Source organism: Trinickia fusca (genome assembly GCF_003628145.1).
GTDB classification, from domain to species: domain Bacteria; phylum Pseudomonadota; class Gammaproteobacteria; order Burkholderiales; family Burkholderiaceae; genus Trinickia; species Trinickia fusca.
In genome coordinates this window covers 325942-346591 of the sequence record NZ_RBZV01000002.1, presented here as the reverse complement: position 1 = coordinate 346591, position 20650 = coordinate 325942, and the positions used below count along the sequence as shown (strand labels likewise).

Below are 20650 nucleotides of genomic sequence, written 5' to 3'. Positions count from 1 at the left end.
TGTGATTGTGGGGCGTAGCAATGCGGTGCCGGTCGCGAGCCGGCGGTGTGCGAGCGAGCGCGTGCGGGTGTCGAGCCTCAGGCTTCAAGCTTCAAGCGGAAGCAGTGGGTGCAGGCGATGCGCCGCTTGAATTGCCTTCGATTTCTGCTGCTGCGCGCAGCAGGATCTCGGCGATGCGGCGTTGCTCCTGTTCTCCCGCGTCGGCGCGGCGCAGCAGCGCTAGCTTGAGAGCATAACGTGCTTCGACAAGTTTCGGATGCCAGTTGCTCATGTCGTGGCCAACGCCTTCGTCGTCGCTAGCCGCATAGGCACGGCGCACTGAATCCATCTTGTGCGCGATATAGCTGAGCTTCGCGAGAATCAGATCGACTTGGTCGCGATGGGCTGCCAGATAGTCGCGGCCTGCCTGCGCGATTTCATAGCGCTTGCGATTGCCTTCTTGCTGGACCGTCACGTAGCCGAGTTCTTCGAGATAGGTCAGCGCGGGATAGACCATGCCGGGGCTCGGCGCGTAGAAGCCGTTCGAACGCGTTTCGAGCGCCTTGATGAGCTCGTAGCCGTGGCGCGGCGCTTCTTCGATCAGCGCTAGCAGCATCAGTTGCAAATCTTCGCCCGAGAACTTGCGGCCACGCGTGAGGCGCTCGTCGTCGCCAAAGCCGTGGTCGCCGCGACCGCCCCAGGAGGGGCCGCCGTTACCGTGACGGTGACGATGGCGGCCGATCGCGTGCCACAGGCCGTGCAGGAATGAGGCGTCGGCGAATGGGTGGCCGTGGTGCTGGCGGCGGCTTCGACCGCCACGGCTGTGCGGTTCGTCGGGGTGATGGCTGTGATCGTGGCCGTGGTCGTGGCGGTGCTCGTGGTCGCGGCCCCAGCCACGGTGAGCGTGAAGGTCGTGTTCGAAATCTGAGTACTGGTGAAAGTCGTGATGATGGCGGTGACGCATCGTGAGACTCCTCGTGTGGGTGAATGTGTATCTTAAGATATATATCTTAAGATAGTCTGTCAAACAGATTGTTTAGTGGGGTGTCGCACCCGAGAGCGAATCCCGACCCGGAGGGCAATCAGGTTGGTCCGATTTCGCGGTCGCATTGCGGCAACTCAATTTCTTTCAAGTTCAATACAAAATATTTCAATTGGTAAGATAAATTTGAGCGCGAGAAACCAGCCATCAAACCCGTCCGCAGTGTTGATTTCGGCTGGGGTGCGCAGACGGCTATCAGGGCGCTCAAGGGGATTCATACAGCGACGTACCCCGGTGGGGCTGGAGCGGCGCGAGTGGGCCAAGTCGGTCAAGCAGACGCAGCCGAACCGGCTGCGCAAGGGGGGGGGGCGACCAGGCGTGATGACAGAGGGTGTGATGAAGTCCCTTGTTTATCGAGTAGTTTATAAAATACAATGCATTTCATTCCATGACGATCGAGCTCAAGCAAACGGAAACCTTCCGAAAATGGCGCGCGCGGCTCAAGGATGGGCGAGCTCGCGCGCTGATCGCGTCGCGGCTGGACCGTCTGGCCTTTGGGTACGCGGGGGATGTGGAGCCAGTAGGGCAAGGGATCAGCGAGTTGCGCATCCACTATGGCCCGGGCTACCGCATTTACTTCCAGAAACGGGGCGATACGATCGTCATACTGCTGTGCGGCGGTACGAAGAGCGGGCAAGCGAGGGACATCGAGTTGGCCAAGCGTCTGGCGAATGAGTTGGGAGAGTGAAATGGTCGAAAAGTTGACGACCTATGATCCTGCCGAGGATTTAGGCAGTGACGAGGCGATTGCGGTGTTCATGGCTGAGGCGTTCGAGACGAACGATGCGGCTTATATTGCGCATGCGCTTGGTGTAGTGGCACGTGCTAAGGGCATGGCGCAGATCGCAGGGCAAACGGGGCTCTCGCGCGAGCAGCTCTATCGTTCCTTCAGCGAGCAAGGCAATCCGACGTTGAAGACGATACTGGCGGTGATGAAAGCGTTGGGCCTCGAACTGACGACCAAGGTTGCACACGCGTGAATGGGGGCGAGCACGAGACCCTGTATGTGAAGCAATGCGAGCTTGGTGGCCTCTAGCGTCTGCGTGGTGCTGCACGACTCGCGATCGCCATGGGACTACGCGATCGCACCGATTTTGGTCGACCGGAGGCTGTGCTATTTGCCCGCTCAGTTCTTCCGAACAACGCGACGTAAAGGTCGCCCGACTTGATGCAGATTTGGCCCAATGAACTCCGGCATACCAGCTATGCCCCTCTCCTGCGGGCTTGAACGTAAAATAGGGGATCAATTACTGATTCCGTGCCCTATGCATGCGCCGTTCACTTTTACCAAGATTGTCATCATCCAGTCTCTCGAGCCTGATGAACGCCAAACCGGTGCAATCCTGAGAGATTACCTGGCGGGCCTCAACAGCCAGCGAGATCAACCCGTACCTATTGAGTTTGTATTGTGCGAAAGCGTGGTCCACTTTCGCGAGATCATCCTGAGGCTAGTCGATGAATGCAAATCTGGCGAAATACCATTGCTGCACGTCGAATGTCATGGCGATGAAAACGACGGACTCCAGTTCGAAAACGGTAGCGAACTCGCATGGCGTGATGCCGCCGAACTGCTGAGGCAGTTGAACATCGCGTGCGAATACAATCTCTTTGCGTCGTTTGCTGCGTGCTTCGGGGCCTACTTTCTTGGCGCGATTGCTGCATACAGTACGAGCCCGTGCTATGCCATGTTGGCCCCCACCGGTCCCGTGTATCCTGACGAGATCGAAACAGGATTCAAACAGTTCTACGCCGATCTTTTCCAAACTTGGGATGCCGGCATCAGCGTGCGCCGACTACAAAGGCGGCGGCTTGTCAACGGACGCTGGTTCGCAGAAACGGCAGAGTCATGGTTCGAGCGCGTGGTCATAGATTACGTCCGAGTGCACTGCACCCATAAAGCCCTCAAGAAGCGAATCAGGAAGATTTACCGCGAAGCGTTGGCCGCGGGAAAACGGCAAAGTATTGGTTATCTAAAACGAATGGCCATTCGCAGGAACAAGCGGACGTATCTCGGCGACTATTTTATGGAGTTTTTTGCGATCGCGCAGATCCCCGATAATAGGGGGCGTTTTCTCGCACTCTTTAATCGAATGAAGCGACGCCTTGAAGATATTTGGTTGCAGCCAGAATATAGGCGGTAATCGTGCCGCCTGATGCTGTCGCCGTTAGTATTTTCGAATGCAACATTGCACGGGGAAAGGGTGAGGGGTGATATTCCGAGATCGCCAAGGACGCTGCGAAAAAAAGGAACAGCGACTGGAGCCTGGCGTTAAATCGACCTGGTGGGAACAGGCTTGAAGCGCTACGAGGCGATCGCGTAGGTCAGCACAGCATCCGCATAAACGACCAGTGGCGAGTTTGTTTCCAACCTGCAACAGGCATTTGACCTTAAAACCTCATCTGCTGCGCATGGCAAGGAAATTGAGAGGGAAGTCACACCGCGCGAATTGGTCGCCGCCTAGCAACGACCTGCCGCTTATTTGCGGTTCCGCCAAAGCTCCGCCAAAAGCAAATTCACGGAGATTTGGCGGCAAAGAAAAAGGCCCTCGGCTTACGCCAGAGGGCCTTTGTTCTTCGGGTTCTACAACCCACGAATTCTGGTGGGTAGTACTGGGATCGAACCAGTGACCCCTGCCGTGTGAAGGCAGTGCTCTACCGCTGAGCTAACCACCCGAAGAGCTTCGAATTATGTCAGGCTTTTCCGAGGTCGTAAAGTACTTTTTACACGACTTGTGCAGCTGCCGCATCGGCACCCGTCTCAGCGACCGGCTGAGTCCGCCAAACACACGTCCCCTTGACCGATTTGTCGAGCTGATCGAGCACCGCCTGATGCGCGGCAAGCTCCTCATCATCGGCCGCCAGCACAGGCAGCTCGAGCCCGTCGATCACCAGCGCGGCCCCAGGCGCAGCCGCATCGGCTTTGGCTTGCGTGTCGCCGAGCATGTCGATGACGAGACTCTCCTGACCGCGCGTCATCGCCAGATACACCTCGGCCAGCAGCTCCGAGTCGAGCAGGGCGCCGTGCAGCTTACGGTGCGAGTTGTTGATGCCGAAGCGGTCGCACAGCGCGTCGAGCGAGTTGCGCTTGCCCGGGAACATCTGCTTGGCCTGCGAGAGGGTGTCGATGACGCCGCTCACGTGGCCCATGAACTTTGGCAAACCGAGCAGCGCGAATTCCGCCTCGAAGAAGCCGATGTCGAACGCCGAGTTGTGGATGATGAGCTCCGCGTCCCGCACATAGTCGCGCAACTGGTCGGCGATCTCCGCGAACTTGGGCTTGTCGCTGAGGAACTCGGTCGTGAGGCCGTGCACCGCCAGTGCGCCCGGGTCGCTATCGCGTTCGGGGTTGATGTAGATGTGCAGGTTGTTGCCGGTCAGCCGCCGATTGACGAGCTCGACTGCGCCGACTTCGAGGATGCGATCGCCTGTGCGCGCGTTAAGGCCGGTGGTTTCGGTATCGATGACGATTTGACGCATATTCGAATATCTCGCGACGGACGGAGAAACAGTAGCAATGTTATGAACGACAGGAGGGGCGCCAGGCACCTAAAGGAGGCCGCGCTCCCCAAGCACGCCAAGCGCAGCGCAAATGCCTGATCGCTTCAGCCTTCTGATAGCGAACTGACACCGCGGTTGGCGAGCGCATCGGCACGCTCGTTCTCGGGGTGGCCCGCATGGCCTTTCACCCAGCGCCACTCGATCCGATGCATCGCGGCCAGCGCATCGAGCCGCTTCCACAGATCGGCGTTCTTGACCGGCGTTTTCGCCGCCGTCATCCAGTTCTTCTTCTTCCAGCCGTGGATCCACTCGCTGATCCCTTTCTGGACGTATTGCGAGTCGGTATGGACGATCGCCTGGCACGGACGCTTGAGCGCTTCGAGCGCGGCGATGACGGCCATGAGCTCCATGCGGTTGTTGGTCGTCGCCGGTTCGCCGCCGAACAGCTCCTTTTCCTGTGTGCCGTAGCGCAGCACGGCACCCCAGCCGCCGGGGCCAGGATTGCCCTTGCAGGCGCCGTCCGTAAAGATTTCGATGAACTCGGGCGTCACTTCAGTCACTTCATATTCTCGGGTGATGGGTTTTCTGGGTGGCCGCGGGGGTGAGCCCCGGCGCGAGCACCGGCTTCTTTGCCTTGATCGGGCCGACGAGGTGCATCCCGCGCACGCGCTTGACTGCCGTCACCATATAGGCGGCGCCGAAAATCGGCCACCAGCGGTCGCCGGCTTGTTCCATGAATGCAAAGCGCGAGAGCCACGGCTCGTGCGCGAGCGGCGGACGATAGCAGCCGAAGCGTCCGCGTTCAAGCTCGAAACCGAGCAGCTTGATCCAGTCCTTAATACGCGTGAACGCAATCAGATCGTGCGCGGCCGGCACGAACGGGCGCCCGGCCATCTTGCCGAACGACTGCCGCGCGCCCCACAGACTCAGCGAATTGAAGCCGAGAATGATCAGCTGTCCTTCGGGCATCAGCACGCGCTCGGCTTCGCGCAACAGCCGATGCGGATCGCGCGTGAATTCGAGCGTGTGCGGCATCACGATCAGATCGACGCTCTGCGCTTCGAACGGCAGATCCAGGAAATCGCACCAGACCGTCGCGCGTCCGTCGGGCGCGTAGCGATCGCTGGGCGTCGGCTGTGGCTGGGCCTGGACCGGCGGATACGTGTAGGGCGCACTCGCGCCGCTGGCGGCATCGAGCACGAGCCCGCGGCACGGCATGCGGTTCTCGCGCAGCGCATCGAGCTGCGGCAGTCCGAGTTGCAGCGCGTGATAGCCGAACACGTCGGACACGACGCGGTCGAGCTGCGCCTGTTCCCACGCGAGCACGTAGCGCCCGGGCGGGGAGTCGGTCCAAGCGGGCCAGTCTATAATCGGTCGGTCAGACATCTGATGATCGCGTCGCCTATGAAAACGCTCGAATACGTGCCGGTGCCGGCATTTGCTGACAACTACATCTGGCTCGTGTCGGACGGGCGCGATGCCGTCGCGGTCGACCCGGGTGAGGCCGCCCCCGTGCAAGCCTATTTGCAGCGACGGGGCTGGCGACTGAGCGCTATTTTACTCACGCACCACCATCAAGACCACGTCGGCGGGGTGGCCGAGTTATGCGCGAACGCCGCAATCCCGGTCTACGGGCCGGCAGCCGAGCACATCGCCGAGGTCACCCATCCGCTCAAGGGTGGCGATCGCGTGCGGATCGCAGCGCCGCACATGGCGCTCACCGTACTCGAGGTGCCGGGCCACACGCGGGGCCACATCGCGTACTTTCAGCCAGGCGAGGGCGGGGCGGCGCCTCACGTATTTTGTGGCGACACGCTGTTCGCCAGCGGTTGTGGGCGCCTGTTCGAGGGCACGCCGGAGCAGATGCTCGCCTCGCTCGATGTGCTGGCGGCGTTGCCGGGCGAGACGCAGGTGCACTGCGCGCACGAGTACACGTTGTCCAATATTCGCTTTGCTCTGGCAGTCGAACCTGCCAACGCGCAGCTCAAGGCGTGGCACGACGAAGCCTCGGCGCGCCGCGCACGCAACGAGCCCACGCTGCCGACCACGATCGGCCACGAACGCGCCGTCAATCCGTTCCTGCGCGTGGAGCGCGAAGACATCCGCCAGACGCTGGCCGATGCGCTGCATGAAACGGTGCCTGATCGGCTGACGTCGTTTGCGTTGATGCGCGAATGGAAAAATCGCTTCAGTTGATGTGCGGGGGGGAGCGGGGGCGGGGCGCGGTCAAAAGGTCCGAAATATTCGCCAACCCACGGATTTGACAGGTTTTTTTACGATTTTTAGTTGACGTGGGCGGCGTGCTTTCGTACTATCGCGGGCAATTTCCAGCTTTGGAAGCACGAGACGTTCATGCGATTTATCTTCAGTGCGCTATTGGTCCTCACGCTTGCCGCCTGCGCAAGCCAAGGCCCGACGGCGAACCCCTCCTCCGACGCTTCCACTCAGCAAGCCGCTCCCGACTCCCTCCGCACCACCGCCGCCAAGCAGACCATCGACGTCGACAACAGCTCCGTCGAGCAATTGACGAGCGCGGATGCGGACCTATGGGGGCGGATCCGCCGCGGCTTCCAGTTGACCGATCTGCAGAGCGACCTCGTCGACATGCAGGCGAACTGGTACGCTCAGCGTCCCGATTACGTGCAGCGCATGACCGAGCGCTCGCAGAAGTATCTCTATTACATCGTCGAAGAGCTCGAGTCGCGCCACATGCCGACGGAGCTCGCGCTGCTGCCGTTCATCGAGTCGGCCTACAACCCGCAGGCGCTGTCGGTCGCGAAGGCGGCCGGCATGTGGCAGTTTGTGCCGGGCACGGGCCGCACCTACAACCTCAAGCAGAACATGTGGCAGGACGAGCGCCGCGACGTGCTCGCGTCGACGGGCGCCGCGCTCGACTATCTCTCGCGCCTGCACGACATGTTCGGCGACTGGTATCTCGCGCTCGCCGCGTACAACTGGGGCGAGGGCAACGTGCAGCGTGCGGTGGCGCGCAATCAGGCGGCCGGTCTGCCGACCGACTATCAGAGCCTGCGCATGCCGAACGAGACGCGCAATTACGTGCCGAAGCTGCAGGCCGTCAAGAACATCATCATGAATCCGCAGGCGTTCGGGTTGACCTTGCCGTCGATTCCGAATCACCCGTACTTCGTGACGGTCACGACATCGCACGACATCGACGTGACCATGGCGGCCAAGCTCGCGAACATGACGCCCGAGGAATTCCGCGCGCTCAATCCGTCGTTCTCGAAGCCCGTGATCCTCGGCGCGACGCAGCCGCAGATCCTGCTGCCGTTCGACAACGCGAGCGCCTTCGAGCGCAATCTGAAGTCGTATGACGGCCAACTGTCGTCGTGGACCACCTATACGGTGACCGAGCGCACGCGCCCTGCGGCGCTGGCCGAGAAGATCGGTGTCGACGCCGATACGCTGATGTCGGTCAACAAGATTCCGGTCGGTATGCGGCTGAAGCCCGGTTCGACGCTCGTCGTGCCGCGCTCCGATGATGACGCCGACGAGGACATCAGCGCCGACGTTGCCGAGAGCGCCGTGCTCGCGATGGAGCCCGACGTGCCCGACACGCGCAAGATGCTGATTCGCGTGCGCCGCAAGCAATCGATGTCGGCGATCGCCGCGCGCTATGGCGTCTCGGTCGCGCAGTTGAAGAGCTGGAACAAGACGCACCGCGACATGGCCGCGCCGGGGCAGGTGATCGTGCTGCACGTGCCCGTCGGCAAGTCGATGCCGGCCGAGCCCGGTCCGCAAAAGATCGCGACGACGATGCCTGCCGATGCACGCGCCGAGAAGATCGATGCACAGGCGGCCGACGTCAAGCCGAAGTCGCACGTCGAAAAGGGCGGCAAGGGGCATCACCGGACGAGCGTCGTGAAGACCGCCGGTTCGTCGGTCAAGGCCAAGTCGTCGACGAAGGCGAAGGCTGCCGCTCCGTCGAAACCGAAGGCGGCGTCCGACGCAAAGAAAACCAAGTAAGCGGCTGCTCGCCACGGGGCACCCGACGCCGCCACGCTCTCGTGGCGGCGTTTTTCTTTTGGGGAGCGAAATATCGCGAACGGTTGGCCATGCAGCGCTCGCGAGCCTCGGGGCAACCGGCATTTCCGACAGGCGTCCGCGGGTGTAGGATCGCCGCTGTAATCCCTGCACGCGCGTCGCGCGTGCACCGGTTCGCGGCACGTTCGTGCGCGGCCGGATGGCGTCGGCGACGGCTCTCCGTTGAAGGGAAGGGGTATTTCAGGCTATACTTTGAAAGTTTGCACTATTCAACCCGCACCCTAGCGCCTACCTCCCCCAAACCGTTCATCCGCCGCGCGCCGCCCATCCAAGCGAGCAGCCGAATCGTCCGCACAACGGATCATTCGAGCGCCCTTGCGAACCGGAAGCGTCAGCGAGCGGGCTCATGATCGCCGCGCCTTGCGGCGAGAGTCCGCACGGTCGGATAGATAGGTCGGCAACAGGGTGTTCCCCAAGGAGCTTCCCCGTGTTGCCGTCTTTTCCTCCCGCTCTGCTCGCACTCGCCGACGGCACGGTCTTTCGCGGCTATTCGATCGGCGCTGCCGGTCATACGATCGGCGAAGTCGTGTTCAACACCGCGATCACCGGCTATCAGGAAATCCTCACCGATCCGAGCTACTCGCGTCAGATCGTGACGCTCACGTACCCGCACATCGGTAACGTCGGGGTCAATAATGAGGATGTCGAAGCAACGAAGGTGCACGCCGCTGGCCTGATCGTGCGCGATCTGCCCGTGCGTGCGTCGAACTTCCGCATGGAGCGCACGCTCGGCGACTATCTGCGCGACGAAGGCGTCGTCGCGATCGCCGGCATCGACACGCGCCGCCTCACGCGCATCCTGCGCGACAAGGGCGCACAAAACGGCTGCATTCTGGCGGGGAGCGACGACGAAGCGCGCGCGATCGAGCTGGCGCGCTCGTTCCCGGGGCTGGCCGGCATGGACCTCGCCAAGGTCGTCTCGACCACCAAGCCGTTCGAATGGACGCAGAGCGAATGGCAACTGGGCCGCGGCTACGGCGCGCAGCGCACGCCGAAGTACCGCGTCGTCGCCTTCGATTTCGGCGTGAAGTACAACATCCTGCGCATGCTGGCCGAGCGCGGCTGCCATGTGACGGTGCTGCCGGCGCAATCGAGCGCCGCCGAAGCGCTCGCGCTCAACCCGGACGGCGTGTTCCTCTCGAACGGCCCCGGCGATCCGGAGCCCTGTGATTACGCGATCGCGGCGACCAAGGAATTCATCGAGCGCGGCGTCCCGACGTTCGGCATTTGCCTCGGCCATCAGATCATGGGGCTGGCCGTCGGCGCGAAGACGATGAAGATGAAGACGGGCCATCACGGTGCCAACCACCCGGTCAAGGACCTGACCGACGGCCGCGTCGTGATCACGTCGCAGAACCACGGCTTTGCGGTCGACGCGGACACGCTGCCGGCCAACGCGCGCGCGACGCACGTTTCGCTGTTCGACGGCACGCTGCAAGGCTTCGAGTTGACCGACAAGCCCGCGTTCTGCTTCCAGGGTCACCCGGAAGCGTCGCCTGGGCCGCACGACATCGGCTATCTGTTCGACCGCTTCACCGCGTTGATGGACGCCAAGCGCGGTAGCGCGGCCGCCTGATGCGTGCTTGGCCAGCGAGCGAATGAAGCGCCGCGGCCCGAAGAGAAGACACAGGAATATATTAGCGAGAGCGTTATGCCGAAGCGGACAGACATCAAGAGCATTCTCATCATCGGCGCAGGGCCGATCATCATCGGTCAGGCTTGCGAGTTCGACTATTCGGGCGCGCAGGCATGCAAGGCGCTGCGTGAGGAGGGCTACAAGGTCATCCTCGTCAACAGCAACCCTGCGACGATCATGACCGACCCGAACACGGCCGATGTGACCTACATCGAGCCGATCACGTGGGAAGTGGTCGAGCGCATCATCGCCAAGGAGCGCCCGGACGCGATCCTGCCCACGATGGGTGGCCAGACGGCGCTCAACTGCGCGCTCGATCTGCATCACCACGGCGTGCTGACCAAGTACGGCGTCGAGCTGATCGGTGCCTCGCCCGAAGCGATCGACAAGGCCGAAGACCGTCAGAAGTTCAAGGACGCGATGACGAAGATCGGCCTCGGCTCGGCCAAGTCGGGCGTCGCGCATTCGATGGAAGAGGCGCTGACGGTGCAGGCCGACATCGCCGTGCAAACGGGCGGCCCCGGCTATCCGGTCGTCATTCGTCCGTCGTTCACGTTGGGCGGCTCGGGCGGCGGCATTGCCTATAACCGTCAGGAATTCGAAGAAATCTGCCGTCGCGGCCTCGATCTGTCGCCGACGCGCGAGCTCCTGATCGAAGAATCGCTGCTGGGCTGGAAAGAGTACGAGATGGAAGTGGTGCGCGACCGCGCCGACAACTGCATCATCGTCTGCTCGATCGAGAACCTCGACCCGATGGGCATCCACACGGGCGACTCGATCACCGTCGCGCCCGCGCAAACGCTAACCGACAAGGAATATCAACTGCTGCGCAACGCGTCGCTGGCAGTGCTGCGCGAGATCGGCGTCGACACGGGTGGTTCGAACGTTCAGTTCTCGATCAATCCGAAGGACGGCCGCATCATCGTCATCGAGATGAACCCGCGCGTGTCGCGTTCGTCGGCCCTGGCCTCGAAGGCGACGGGCTTCCCGATCGCGAAGGTGGCAGCGAAGCTGGCGGTCGGCTACACGCTCGACGAGCTCAAGAACGAGATCACGGGCGGTCAGACGCCGGCCTCGTTCGAGCCGACGATCGACTACGTCGTCACGAAGATCCCGCGCTTCGCATTCGAGAAGTTCCGCGAGGCCGACTCGCGTCTGACGACGCAGATGAAGTCGGTCGGCGAGGTAATGGCGATCGGCCGCACGTTCGAGGAGTCGTTCCAGAAGGCGCTGCGCGGTCTCGAAGTCGGCGTGGACGGCCTCGACGAAAAGACGACGAGCCGCGACGAAGTCGTGCGCGAAATCGGTGATGCGGGGCCTGAGCGCATTTGGTACGTGGGCGACGCGTTCCGCCTCGGCATGTCGCTCGACGAGGTGTTCGAGGAAACGGCGATCGATCCGTGGTTCCTCGCGCAGATCGAGCAAATCGTGCTGAAGGAAAAGGCGCTCGCGGGCCGGTCGCTCGAGAGCCTGAGCAAGGACGAACTGCGCTATCTGAAGCGCAGCGGCTTCTCGGATCGTCGTCTGGCCAAGCTGCTGGGCGCGTCGCAGACCGACGTGCGCCGTCGCCGCATCGAGCAGGGCGTGCGCCCCGTCTACAAGCGCGTCGATACCTGTGCGGCCGAGTTCGCGACGAAAACGGCCTACATGTATTCGACGTATGAAGAGGAATGCGAGGCGCAGCCGACGTCGAACAAGAAGATCATGGTGCTCGGCGGCGGTCCGAACCGCATCGGGCAGGGCATCGAGTTCGACTACTGCTGCGTGCACGCGGCGCTCGCGATGCGTGAGGACGGCTATGAGACGATCATGGTCAACTGCAACCCCGAGACGGTGTCGACCGACTACGACACGTCCGATCGCCTGTACTTCGAGCCGTTGACGCTCGAGGACGTGCTCGAGATCGTCGACAAGGAAAAGCCGCTCGGCGTGATCGTGCAATACGGTGGCCAGACGCCGCTGAAGCTCGCGCTCGATCTCGAGGCGAACGGCGTGCCGATCATCGGCACCTCGCCCGACATGATCGACGCGGCCGAAGACCGCGAACGCTTCCAGAAGCTGCTGCAAGACCTGCAACTGCGCCAGCCGCCGAACCGCACGGCGCGCGCGGAGTCCGAAGCGCTCGCGCTTGCCGACGAAATCGGCTATCCGCTCGTCGTGCGTCCGTCGTACGTGCTGGGCGGCCGCGCGATGGAGATCGTGCACGAGCCGCGTGACCTCGAGCGCTACATGCGCGAGGCCGTGAAGGTGTCGAACGATTCGCCGGTGCTCCTCGACCGCTTCCTCAACGACGCGATCGAGTGCGACGTCGACTGTATCTCCGATGGCAAGCAGGTGTTCATCGGCGGCGTGATGGAGCACATCGAGCAGGCCGGTGTGCACTCGGGCGACTCGGCGTGCTCGCTGCCGCCGTACTCGCTGTCGAAGGCGACCATCGACGAGCTCAAGCGCCAGACCGCCGCGATGGCCAAGGCGCTCAACGTCGTGGGCCTCATGAACGTCCAGTTCGCGATCCAGCAGGTGCGCGCGGCCGACGGCTCGGTCAACGACATCATCTACGTGCTCGAAGTCAATCCGCGCGCCTCGCGCACGGTGCCGTACGTGTCGAAGGCGACGGGGCTGCCGCTCGCGAAGATCGCGGCGCGTGCGATGGTCGGCCAGTTGTTGGCCGAGCAGGGCGTGACCAAGGAAGTCGAGCCGCCGTACTTCAGCGTGAAGGAAGCGGTGTTCCCGTTCGTGAAGTTCCCGTCCGTCGACCCGGTGCTCGGACCCGAAATGCGCTCGACCGGCGAGGTGATGGGCGTGGGCCAGACGTTCGGCGAAGCGCTGTTCAAGTCGCAGCTCGCGGCCGGTTCGCGCTTGCCCGAATCGGGCACGGTGCTGCTGACGGTGATGGACGCCGACAAGCCGAAGGCCGTCGAAGTGGCGCGCATGCTGCACGAACTCGGCTATCCGCTCGTCGCGACGAAGGGCACGGCTGCGGCGATCGCCGAGGCCGGTGTGCCGGTCAAGGTCGTCAACAAGGTGAAGGACGGCCGTCCGCACATTGTCGACATGATCAAGAACGGCGAAATCGCGCTCGTTTTCACGACCGTCGACGAGACACGTGCAGCGATCGCCGACTCGCGTTCGATCCGCATGAGCGCGCAGGCGAACAAGGTCACGTACTACACGACGATGTCGGGTGCCCGGGCCGCGGTGGAGGGTCTGCGTTATCTGAAGAACTTGGAAGTCTATGATTTACAAGGGCTTCACGCTCGCCTAAACTAACCCTTCATTACCTATCCTAGCTGGGGTCGGAACGGACTCCAGATGCCGCGGTTAAGCGGTGTCCTCTCGGTGGCAGCCGTCGCTTGAGAGGATGCACTTAACCGCGGCGCTTTTTTATTGCCGAATTTTTCTTTACTGATCTGTCTATGAGCACCATTCCATTGACGAAGCGGGGCGCTGACCAGTTGCGCGAGGAATTGCAGCGACTGAAATCCGTCGAGCGCCCGTCGGTCATCAATTCGATCGCCGAGGCGCGCGCGCAAGGGGATTTGTCCGAAAACGCCGAGTACGATGCGGCGAAAGAAAAGCAGGGCTTCATCGAGGGGCGCATTGCCGAGATCGAGTCGAAGCTGGCTGCTGCGCAAGTCATCGATCCTTCTACGCTCGACGCCGAAGGCCGCGTGGTGTTCGCCGCGACGGTCGACCTCGAAGATCTCGACTCGGGCGATGCGGTCACGTACCAGATCGTCGGTGACGACGAAGCCGACCTCGAGCACGGTCTGATTTCGATCAGCTCGCCGATCGCCCGTGCGCTGATCGGTAAATTCGAAGGCGATGTGGCCGCCGTGCAGGCTCCGAGTGGCGTGCGCGAATACGAAATCATCTCGGTCCGCTACGTTTGAATAGAACACGCGACGTGTCTTCGACCCCGCAACGCGTCTTCCGGCTGCTGGTCACCTTCTGGGTCGGCAGTCTGTTGACGATCGGCTATGCGGTTGCGCCGACGCTGTTCGCTTTGCTCGATCGCGTGGCTGCCGGCTCCGTGGCCGCGAAGCTCTTTCGCATCGAGGCGATCGTCGGTGTGCTGTGCGGGGTCTTGGCTCTGGCGCTCGGCAATCTGCTCGTGCGTCGTGGTGTCGCAGGATATCGGCGGCTGCGTTGGCTGCTCGCGGGCATGCTCGTGTGCGTGCTGATCGGGTACTTCGCGCTGCAGCCGTTCATGGATGCGCTGCGTACGGCTGCGCTGGCGGCCGGCACCGACGTCGGCCATTCCGCCTATGCAGTGCGCTTCGGCGTGCTGCACGGCGTCTCGAGTGCGTTTTACCTGCTCGAGAGCCTGTTGGGGCTGGGGCTGATCTGGACGCTGCCCGTCGACGAACGCGCGGGCGAGTTGAAAGGGACGGGCGCGCCTGCTTGACCGGCGCACCGCTTGTCCTGCTGCCGGGCGCGGGCTTGGGCAGCCGCGCCCGGCAGTGTGCCACGTTTATTTCACGGATTGATGCGGGCGCTTGGCGCTGGTCTGCCGCTTCTTGGCGCGCTTGACCGTACCGCCGGCCGTTACGCGCTCGTTACCGCGTACGACCACTTTCTGGGCTTTGGGTTTGCGCATCGGGTTGTCGGTTTGCTTGACGACCTTGACGACACGCGGTGCGGCGCCGCGGCGCGGCTTTTCCTCGGCTGCCTCGCGCACGCTCGGCAGGCCTGCGGCGCGTTTGCCGCGCGGCGCGGCGGCCGGCTGCTGTGCCTCGGGCTTCCAGATCACCAGCAGCTTGCCGATGTGCTGGATCGGCGCGGCGCTAAGGCGGTCGCAGATTTCGTCGTAGATCGCCACGCGCTCCTCACGCTCGTCGCCGAACACGCGGATCTTGATCAGCTGATGGGCGGCGAGGTGGACTTTGATTTCGGCCAGCACGGCATCGGTCAGCCCTTCGGCACCGATCAGCACGACCGGTTTGAGCGCGTGGGCCTGGGAACGCAGTTCGGCGCGTTCGGCGGGGGAGACTTTCAGGGCTGGCATAGGTGGATCGACAACTCGACTAAAATGTGGGCGGCCGCGCGGCACGCATGCGTGCAAAGGCGCGTGACGGCGGCTGGCCGGCCGTCTTGCCGGCAAAACGCGTATTATCCGCCAAAAGTACGGCGCGACGCAGCAACAGTTATCCTTCAATGGCAAAAAACCGCTTCAATCAATCGTGGTTGCACGATCACATCAACGATCCTTACGTCAAACTCGCGCAGCGTGAGGGATATCGCGCGCGCGCGGCGTACAAGCTCAAGGAAATCGACGAGCAGGACAAATTGATCCGCCCGGGGCAGGTCATCGTCGACCTCGGCTCGGCACCAGGCAGCTGGAGCCAGTACGTGCGCAACAAGCTGGCGCAGGGCGGCCGGCGCGACGCGCAGCGCGAAGGCGGCATCGACGGCACGATCATTGCCCTCGACCTCCTGCCGATGGAGCCGATCGCCGACGTGCATTTCATTCAGGGCGATTTCCGCGAGGACAGCGTGCTCGCGCAACTCGAAGAAGTTGTCGGTTCGCGTCAGGTGGACCTTGTAATTTCCGACATGGCCCCCAACCTGTCCGGCGTGGCCGTGGCAGATGCGGCTCGAATCGAGCACGTATGTGATCTGGCGCTCGAATTTGCGCAGAATCATTTGAAGCCTGAGGGCGCGCTGCTGGTCAAATGTTTTCACGGCAGCGGTTACAGCCAGATCGTGGAGAAGTTCAAGCGACAATTTAAAACGGTCGCCGCGCGAAAGCCGAAAGCATCGCGCGACAAATCGTCCGAAACTTTCATCCTGGGCAAGCATCTGAAGCGGCCCGGTTGACGTCAGGAAGACGAGCCCAAGGCCGGCTTTTCCATCGCGAAAACGCTCGCGCGATTGCGCAAGCGGCTATTTTTGCGGTAGTGAAACGTTATGGCAGGGGTCTACGGACTGGATTAGAATGCTTTCGTGGTGCCGCAAGGTAAATGTAGGCACACGTCTATGAGGAAGGAGTGGTGCTTTGAACAACAATATGTTTTCGAAGGCAGCAGTGTGGTTGGTCATCGCACTGGTGCTGTTTACGGTGTTCAAGCAGTTCGACAAGCCCCGCGTTCAGGAGGGCGTGTCGTACTCGCAATTCATGGACGACGCGAAGAACGGCAAGATCAAGACGGTCATCGTTCAGGGGCGCAATCTCACGGTCACCCCGGCTGACGGTCAAAAGTATCAGATCGTGTCGCCGGGCGACATCTGGATGGTCGGCGACCTGATGAAGTACGGCGTTCAGGTGAGCGGCAAGGCCGACGAAGAACCGAGCGCACTGGTCTCGGCACTGTACTACCTGGGGCCGACGATCCTGATCATCGGGTTCTGGTTCTACATGATGCGACAGATGCAGGGCGGGGGCAAAGGCGGCGCCTTCTCGTTCGGCAAATCCCGCGCACGGCTCATCGACGAGAACAACAACGCCATCAATTTCACCGACGTCGCAGGCTGCGACGAAGCGAAGGAAGAAGTCTCCGAACTCGTCGACTTCCTGCGCGATCCGCAGAAATTCCAGAAGCTTGGCGGTCGTATCCCGCGTGGCGTCCTGCTGGTCGGCCCCCCGGGTACCGGTAAGACGCTGCTTGCTCGCGCGATCGCGGGCGAAGCGAAGGTGCCGTTCTTCAGCATTTCCGGTTCGGACTTCGTCGAAATGTTCGTCGGCGTGGGTGCCGCACGTGTGCGCGACATGTTCGAGCAGGCGAAGAAGCACGCGCCTTGCATCGTGTTCATCGACGAAATCGACGCGGTCGGCCGTCATCGCGGCGCCGGCATGGGCGGTGGCAACGACGAGCGTGAGCAGACGCTGAACCAGATGCTCGTCGAGATGGACGGCTTCGAGGCGAACTCGGGCGTCATCGTGATTGCCGCGACGAACCGCTCCGACGTGCTCGACAAGGCGCTGCTGCGCCCGGGCCGTTTCGACCGTCAGGTGTATGTGGGCCTGCCCGACATCCGCGGCCGCGAACAAATCATGAAGGTGCACCTGCGCAAGGTGCCGATCGCCAACGATGTCGACGCCGGCGTCATCGCGCGTGGTACGCCGGGCTTTTCGGGTGCCGATCTCGCGAACCTCGTCAACGAGGCCGCGCTGTTCGCGGCACGCCGCGGTAAGCGCATCGTCGAAATGCAGGACTTCGAGGACGCGAAAGACAAGATCTTCATGGGTCCGGAGCGCAAGTCGGCCGTCATCCGTGAAGAGGCGAAGCGCGCCACGGCTTATCACGAGGCCGGTCACGCCGTCGTCGCGAAGCTCCTGCCGAAGGCGGACCCGGTTCACAAGGTCACGATCATTCCGCGTGGCCGTGCGCTCGGCGTGACGTGGCAGCTGCCCGAGCACGACAACGAGACGTATTCGAAGGATTATCTGCTCGATCGTCTGGCCATCCTGTTCGGTGGCCGTGTCGCGGAAGAGCTGTTCCTCAACCTCATCAGCACCGGTGCATCGGACGATTTCAACAAGGCCACGCAAACGGCCCGTGCGATGGTGGCGCGTTTCGGCATGACCGACGCGTTGGGGCCGATGGTCTATGTCGACGACGAAGGCGAGGCCTCGCCGTTCGGCCGCGGCTTTACGCGTGCGATCTCGGAAGCGACGCAGCAGAAGGTCGACGCGGAAATCCGCCGCGTGCTCGACGATCAGTACAGCCTCGCACGTCGTCTGCTCGAAGAAAACCGCGACAAGGTCGAGGCCATGACGGCCGCGCTGATGGAGTGGGAAACGATCGATGCCGATCAGATCAACGACATCATGGAAGGCCGCCCGCCGCGCTCGCCCAAGAGCGTGCCCCCCGGCGACATTTCGTCGGGCAGCAACGGCAGCTCGGGCGCTGAAGTGAAGCCGGGCAGCGCTGCCGCACCGGCATGACGTCCGACGATCGATGACCGACGGGCCGTGCGATAACCGCATCGGCCCGTTTTTCATTGGCCGGTGCGCCTGATCGCATTGGCTTGCGTGCTTTGTTCCCCATCGTTGTCTGCCGTGTCGAACACCGATTTTTCGCTGTTTCAAGAGCCTGAGCCGCTGCAATGCGGCCGTTTCACGTTGACGTTCGAGCGTCCGCGCGTGATGGGCATTCTCAATGTCACGCCCGACTCGTTCTCCGACGGCGGTCGCTACGTCGCGCGCGATGCCGCGCTGCGCCAGGTCGAGCAAATGTTGGATGAGGGTGCCGATCTGATCGACATCGGCGGCGAGTCGACACGCCCAGGCGCGCCGCCTGTGCCGCTCGAGCAAGAGCTCGAGCGCGTCGTGCCGATCGTCGAAGCGCTGCGAGGCGTCGACGTGCCGCTGTCGATCGACACCTACAAGCCTGCAGTCATGCGCGCCGCGCTGGCGGCCGGCGCCGACCTGATCAACGACATCTGGGGTTTCCGGCAGCCGGGCGCGATCGACGCCGTACGCGACAGCCGCTGCGGCCTGTGCGTCATGCACATGCTCGGCGAGCCGCAGACGATGCAGCGCGGCGAGCCCGCTTACGACGACGTGGTGGCTGAGGTTCGCGCGTTTCTGCAAGCGCGCGTCGACGTACTGACCGGCGAGGGCATCGACCAGGCGCGCATCAGCGTCGACCCCGGCTTCGGCTTTGGCAAGGCCACGCTCGAACACAACTACGCGTTGCTTGCGCATCTGCGCGAGACAGCCCCGCTTGCCCCGGATGGCGCGCGGCCGTTTCCAATTCTCGCGGGCATGTCCCGCAAGTCGATGCTCGGCATCGTGACTGGCCGCGACACGCCAGAAGAGCGTGTCGCGGCCAGTCTCGCGGCGGCGGTGTGTGCGGCCGAACGCGGTGCCGCGATCGTGCGCGCTCACGATGTCAGGCAAACCGTCGACGCTTTGAAAATCTGGGCTGCCGTGCGCGATGCCGCGCGCAGCAGCTGATCTCCACTTCTCAAGACAGAACACAAGGAAGGTTGACGATGGCACGTCGCTATTTCGGTACCGATGGTGTGCGCGGCAAAGTCGGCGAGACGCCGATCACGCCCGATTTCGTACTGCGGCTCGGTTATGCGGCCGGCAAGGTGCTGGCAGGGTCGGACCGCTTCGCCAAAAGCGGCACGCACCCGACGGTGCTGATCGGCAAGGACACGCGCGTGTCGGGCTATATGCTCGAAGCGGCGCTCGAAGCGGGCTTTTCGGCGGCGGGCGTCGACGTGATGCTGGCCGGCCCGATGCCGACGCCCGGCGTCGCCTATCTGACGCGTGCGCTGCGCCTGGCGGCCGGCGTCGTCATTAGTGCATCGCACAATCCGTACTACGATAACGGCATCAAATTCTTCAGCGCCGATGGCAACAAGCTGCCCGACGAGATCGAGCTCGAAATCGAAAAGCAACTCGATTCGCCGCTCTCCTGCGCGCCGTCCGAGCAACTCGGCAAGGCGAGACGCCTCGACGATGCGGCTGGCCGCTACATCGAATTCTGCAAAAGCACGTTTCCGGCGGCGTTCGACCTGCACGGGCTCAAGCTGGTCGTCGATTGCGCGCATGGCGCGGCTTATCACATCGCGCCGCACGTGTTCCACGAGCTCGGGGCGGATGTCGTCTCGATCGGCGTCGCGCCGAACGGCTTCAACATCAACGATGGCGTCGGCGCTACGGCGCCCGATGCGCTGATGCGCGCGGTGCGCGCCAATCGAGCCGATCTCGGCATCGCGCTCGACGGCGACGCGGACCGCCTGCAGATCGTCGATGCGAGCGGGCGCCTCTACAACGGCGACGAACTGCTCTACGTGCTCGTGAAGGATCGCATCGCCACCGCCGGCAAGGTGCCCGGCGCGGTCGGCACGCTGATGACGAACATGGCCGTGGAAGTGGCGCTCGCGCGCGAGGGGGTGTCGTTCGTGCGCGCCGCCGTGGGCGACCGCTATGTGCTCGAGCAACTGCGCGAGCGCGGTTGGGAGCTGGGCGCCGAAGGTTCTGGCCACATCCTGTCGCTCGACCGTCATTCGACCGGCGACGGCATCGTCTCGGCGCTGCTCGTGCTGGCAGCCATCCGGCGCAGCGGCCGTACTCTGGCCGAACTGCTCAACGGTGTCACGCTGTTCCCGCAGGAGCTCATCAACGTGCGCATGCGTCCCGGCGCCGACTGGAAGGGCAGCGACGCGATCAAGCAGGCCGTGGCCGAAGCCGAGCGCGCGCTCGGCGAAAGCGGCCGCGTGCTGATCCGCGCCTCGGGCACCGAGCCCGTGCTGCGCGTGATGGTGGAGGCGTCGCAGCGCGAGGCTGCGGTGCGCCATGCGCAAGACATCGCACGTGCCGTCGAGCAGGCGACAGCCTGACGATCGACGATCAGCCTACGAATCTACCAGGAGAAAAGCGCTGGCAAAGCTGCGTTTTTCTCCTAGTCTTGTCATATTTCACGGAGCAGGTGGTGCGCCGAGATGGCGCCTAATTTCGTCGTATCTATCGA

At 62.9% G+C, this 20650-nt stretch carries 18 protein-coding genes, 1 tRNA gene and 1 pseudogene; 14 read left to right on the top strand and 6 right to left on the bottom strand.

The genetic code is table 11. The features are described from left to right. Positions 1–91 precede the first annotated feature (91 nt). The gene (locus D7S89_RS06190) at positions 92–943 is read right to left on the bottom strand and encodes a PadR family transcriptional regulator (protein ID WP_121276666.1); all 852 of its coding nucleotides are present in this window, start codon (positions 941–943) and stop codon (positions 92–94) included. A 466-nt stretch (positions 944–1409) separates the two neighbouring features. Here D7S89_RS06190 and D7S89_RS06185 point away from each other — a divergent pair, with 466 nt between their 5' ends. The 4 genes and pseudogenes from D7S89_RS06185 to D7S89_RS06170 form a co-directional block, all read left to right on the top strand. Continuing rightward, positions 1410–1709, top strand: coding sequence for a type II toxin-antitoxin system RelE/ParE family toxin (locus tag D7S89_RS06185; protein ID WP_121276665.1), 300 nt, complete (start codon positions 1410–1412; stop codon positions 1707–1709). A 1-nt stretch (position 1710) separates the two neighbouring features. Beyond that, positions 1711–2001, top strand: a complete 291-nt coding sequence (locus tag D7S89_RS06180) for an addiction module antidote protein (protein ID WP_121276663.1) — start codon at positions 1711–1713, stop codon at positions 1999–2001. A 204-nt stretch (positions 2002–2205) separates the two neighbouring features. Next, positions 2206–3162 carry a hypothetical protein gene (locus D7S89_RS06175; protein ID WP_147426600.1) on the top strand — a complete coding sequence of 319 codons (957 nt, stop codon included), beginning with the start codon at positions 2206–2208 and terminating at the stop codon, positions 3160–3162. A 128-nt stretch (positions 3163–3290) separates the two neighbouring features. Next, positions 3291–3407 (top strand): annotated as a pseudogene (locus D7S89_RS06170) (type II toxin-antitoxin system RelE/ParE family toxin); the annotation flags it as partial. Between the two features lie 212 nt (positions 3408–3619). Here the strand turns inward: D7S89_RS06170 and D7S89_RS06165 are convergent. The 4 genes from D7S89_RS06165 to D7S89_RS06150 all read right to left on the bottom strand — a co-directional run bounded on the left by D7S89_RS06165 (position 3620) and on the right by D7S89_RS06150 (position 5905). Further along, a tRNA-Val gene (locus tag D7S89_RS06165) sits at positions 3620–3694 on the bottom strand. Between the two features lie 48 nt (positions 3695–3742). Beyond that, positions 3743–4498, bottom strand: a complete 756-nt coding sequence (gene dnaQ, locus D7S89_RS06160) for a DNA polymerase III subunit epsilon (protein WP_121276659.1) — start codon at positions 4496–4498, stop codon at positions 3743–3745. Between the two features lie 125 nt (positions 4499–4623). After that, the gene (gene rnhA, locus D7S89_RS06155) at positions 4624–5070 is read right to left on the bottom strand and encodes a ribonuclease HI (RefSeq protein WP_121277322.1); all 447 of its coding nucleotides are present in this window, start codon (positions 5068–5070) and stop codon (positions 4624–4626) included. Positions 5071–5080: 10 nt separating this feature from the next. Continuing rightward, positions 5081–5905 carry a class I SAM-dependent methyltransferase gene (locus D7S89_RS06150; protein WP_121276657.1) on the bottom strand — a complete coding sequence of 275 codons (825 nt, stop codon included), beginning with the start codon at positions 5903–5905 and terminating at the stop codon, positions 5081–5083. 18 nt (positions 5906–5923) lie between these two features. Here D7S89_RS06150 and gloB point away from each other — a divergent pair, with 18 nt between their 5' ends. The 6 genes from gloB to D7S89_RS06120 all read left to right on the top strand — a co-directional run bounded on the left by gloB (position 5924) and on the right by D7S89_RS06120 (position 14628). Beyond that, positions 5924–6715 carry a hydroxyacylglutathione hydrolase gene (gloB, locus tag D7S89_RS06145; protein WP_121277321.1) on the top strand — a complete coding sequence of 264 codons (792 nt, stop codon included), beginning with the start codon at positions 5924–5926 and terminating at the stop codon, positions 6713–6715. 156 nt (positions 6716–6871) lie between these two features. Further along, positions 6872–8506, top strand: coding sequence for a transglycosylase SLT domain-containing protein (locus D7S89_RS06140; protein ID WP_121277320.1), 1635 nt, complete (start codon positions 6872–6874; stop codon positions 8504–8506). A 505-nt stretch (positions 8507–9011) separates the two neighbouring features. Then, the gene (carA, locus tag D7S89_RS06135) at positions 9012–10160 is read left to right on the top strand and encodes a glutamine-hydrolyzing carbamoyl-phosphate synthase small subunit (protein WP_121276655.1); all 1149 of its coding nucleotides are present in this window, start codon (positions 9012–9014) and stop codon (positions 10158–10160) included. Positions 10161–10235: 75 nt separating this feature from the next. After that, positions 10236–13490, top strand: coding sequence for a carbamoyl-phosphate synthase large subunit (carB, locus tag D7S89_RS06130; protein WP_121276653.1), 3255 nt, complete (start codon positions 10236–10238; stop codon positions 13488–13490). Positions 13491–13636: 146 nt separating this feature from the next. Further along, positions 13637–14113, top strand: a complete 477-nt coding sequence (gene greA / locus D7S89_RS06125; protein WP_121276651.1) for a transcription elongation factor GreA — start codon at positions 13637–13639, stop codon at positions 14111–14113. 14 nt (positions 14114–14127) lie between these two features. Beyond that, complete coding sequence (locus D7S89_RS06120) at positions 14128–14628, top strand: DUF4149 domain-containing protein (protein WP_121276649.1); 501 nt, start codon at positions 14128–14130, stop codon at positions 14626–14628. A gap of 66 nt (positions 14629–14694) precedes the next feature. Here D7S89_RS06120 and D7S89_RS06115 read toward each other — a convergent pair whose 3' ends face one another. Next, the gene (locus D7S89_RS06115; protein ID WP_121276647.1) at positions 14695–15228 is read right to left on the bottom strand and encodes a YhbY family RNA-binding protein; all 534 of its coding nucleotides are present in this window, start codon (positions 15226–15228) and stop codon (positions 14695–14697) included. A 149-nt stretch (positions 15229–15377) separates the two neighbouring features. Here D7S89_RS06115 and D7S89_RS06110 point away from each other — a divergent pair, with 149 nt between their 5' ends. The 4 genes from D7S89_RS06110 to glmM all read left to right on the top strand — a co-directional run bounded on the left by D7S89_RS06110 (position 15378) and on the right by glmM (position 20519). Continuing rightward, on the top strand, positions 15378–16040 hold the full coding sequence (locus D7S89_RS06110) for an RlmE family RNA methyltransferase (RefSeq protein WP_121277319.1): 663 nt from the start codon (positions 15378–15380) through the stop codon (positions 16038–16040). 178 nt (positions 16041–16218) lie between these two features. Continuing rightward, positions 16219–18108 carry an ATP-dependent zinc metalloprotease FtsH gene (ftsH, locus tag D7S89_RS06105; RefSeq protein WP_121276645.1) on the top strand — a complete coding sequence of 630 codons (1890 nt, stop codon included), beginning with the start codon at positions 16219–16221 and terminating at the stop codon, positions 18106–18108. Positions 18109–18222: 114 nt separating this feature from the next. Next, complete coding sequence (gene folP / locus D7S89_RS06100) at positions 18223–19122, top strand: dihydropteroate synthase (protein WP_121277318.1); 900 nt, start codon at positions 18223–18225, stop codon at positions 19120–19122. A 38-nt stretch (positions 19123–19160) separates the two neighbouring features. Further along, positions 19161–20519, top strand: a complete 1359-nt coding sequence (glmM, locus tag D7S89_RS06095; protein ID WP_121276643.1) for a phosphoglucosamine mutase — start codon at positions 19161–19163, stop codon at positions 20517–20519. The last annotated feature ends 131 nt before the right edge of the window (positions 20520–20650 follow it).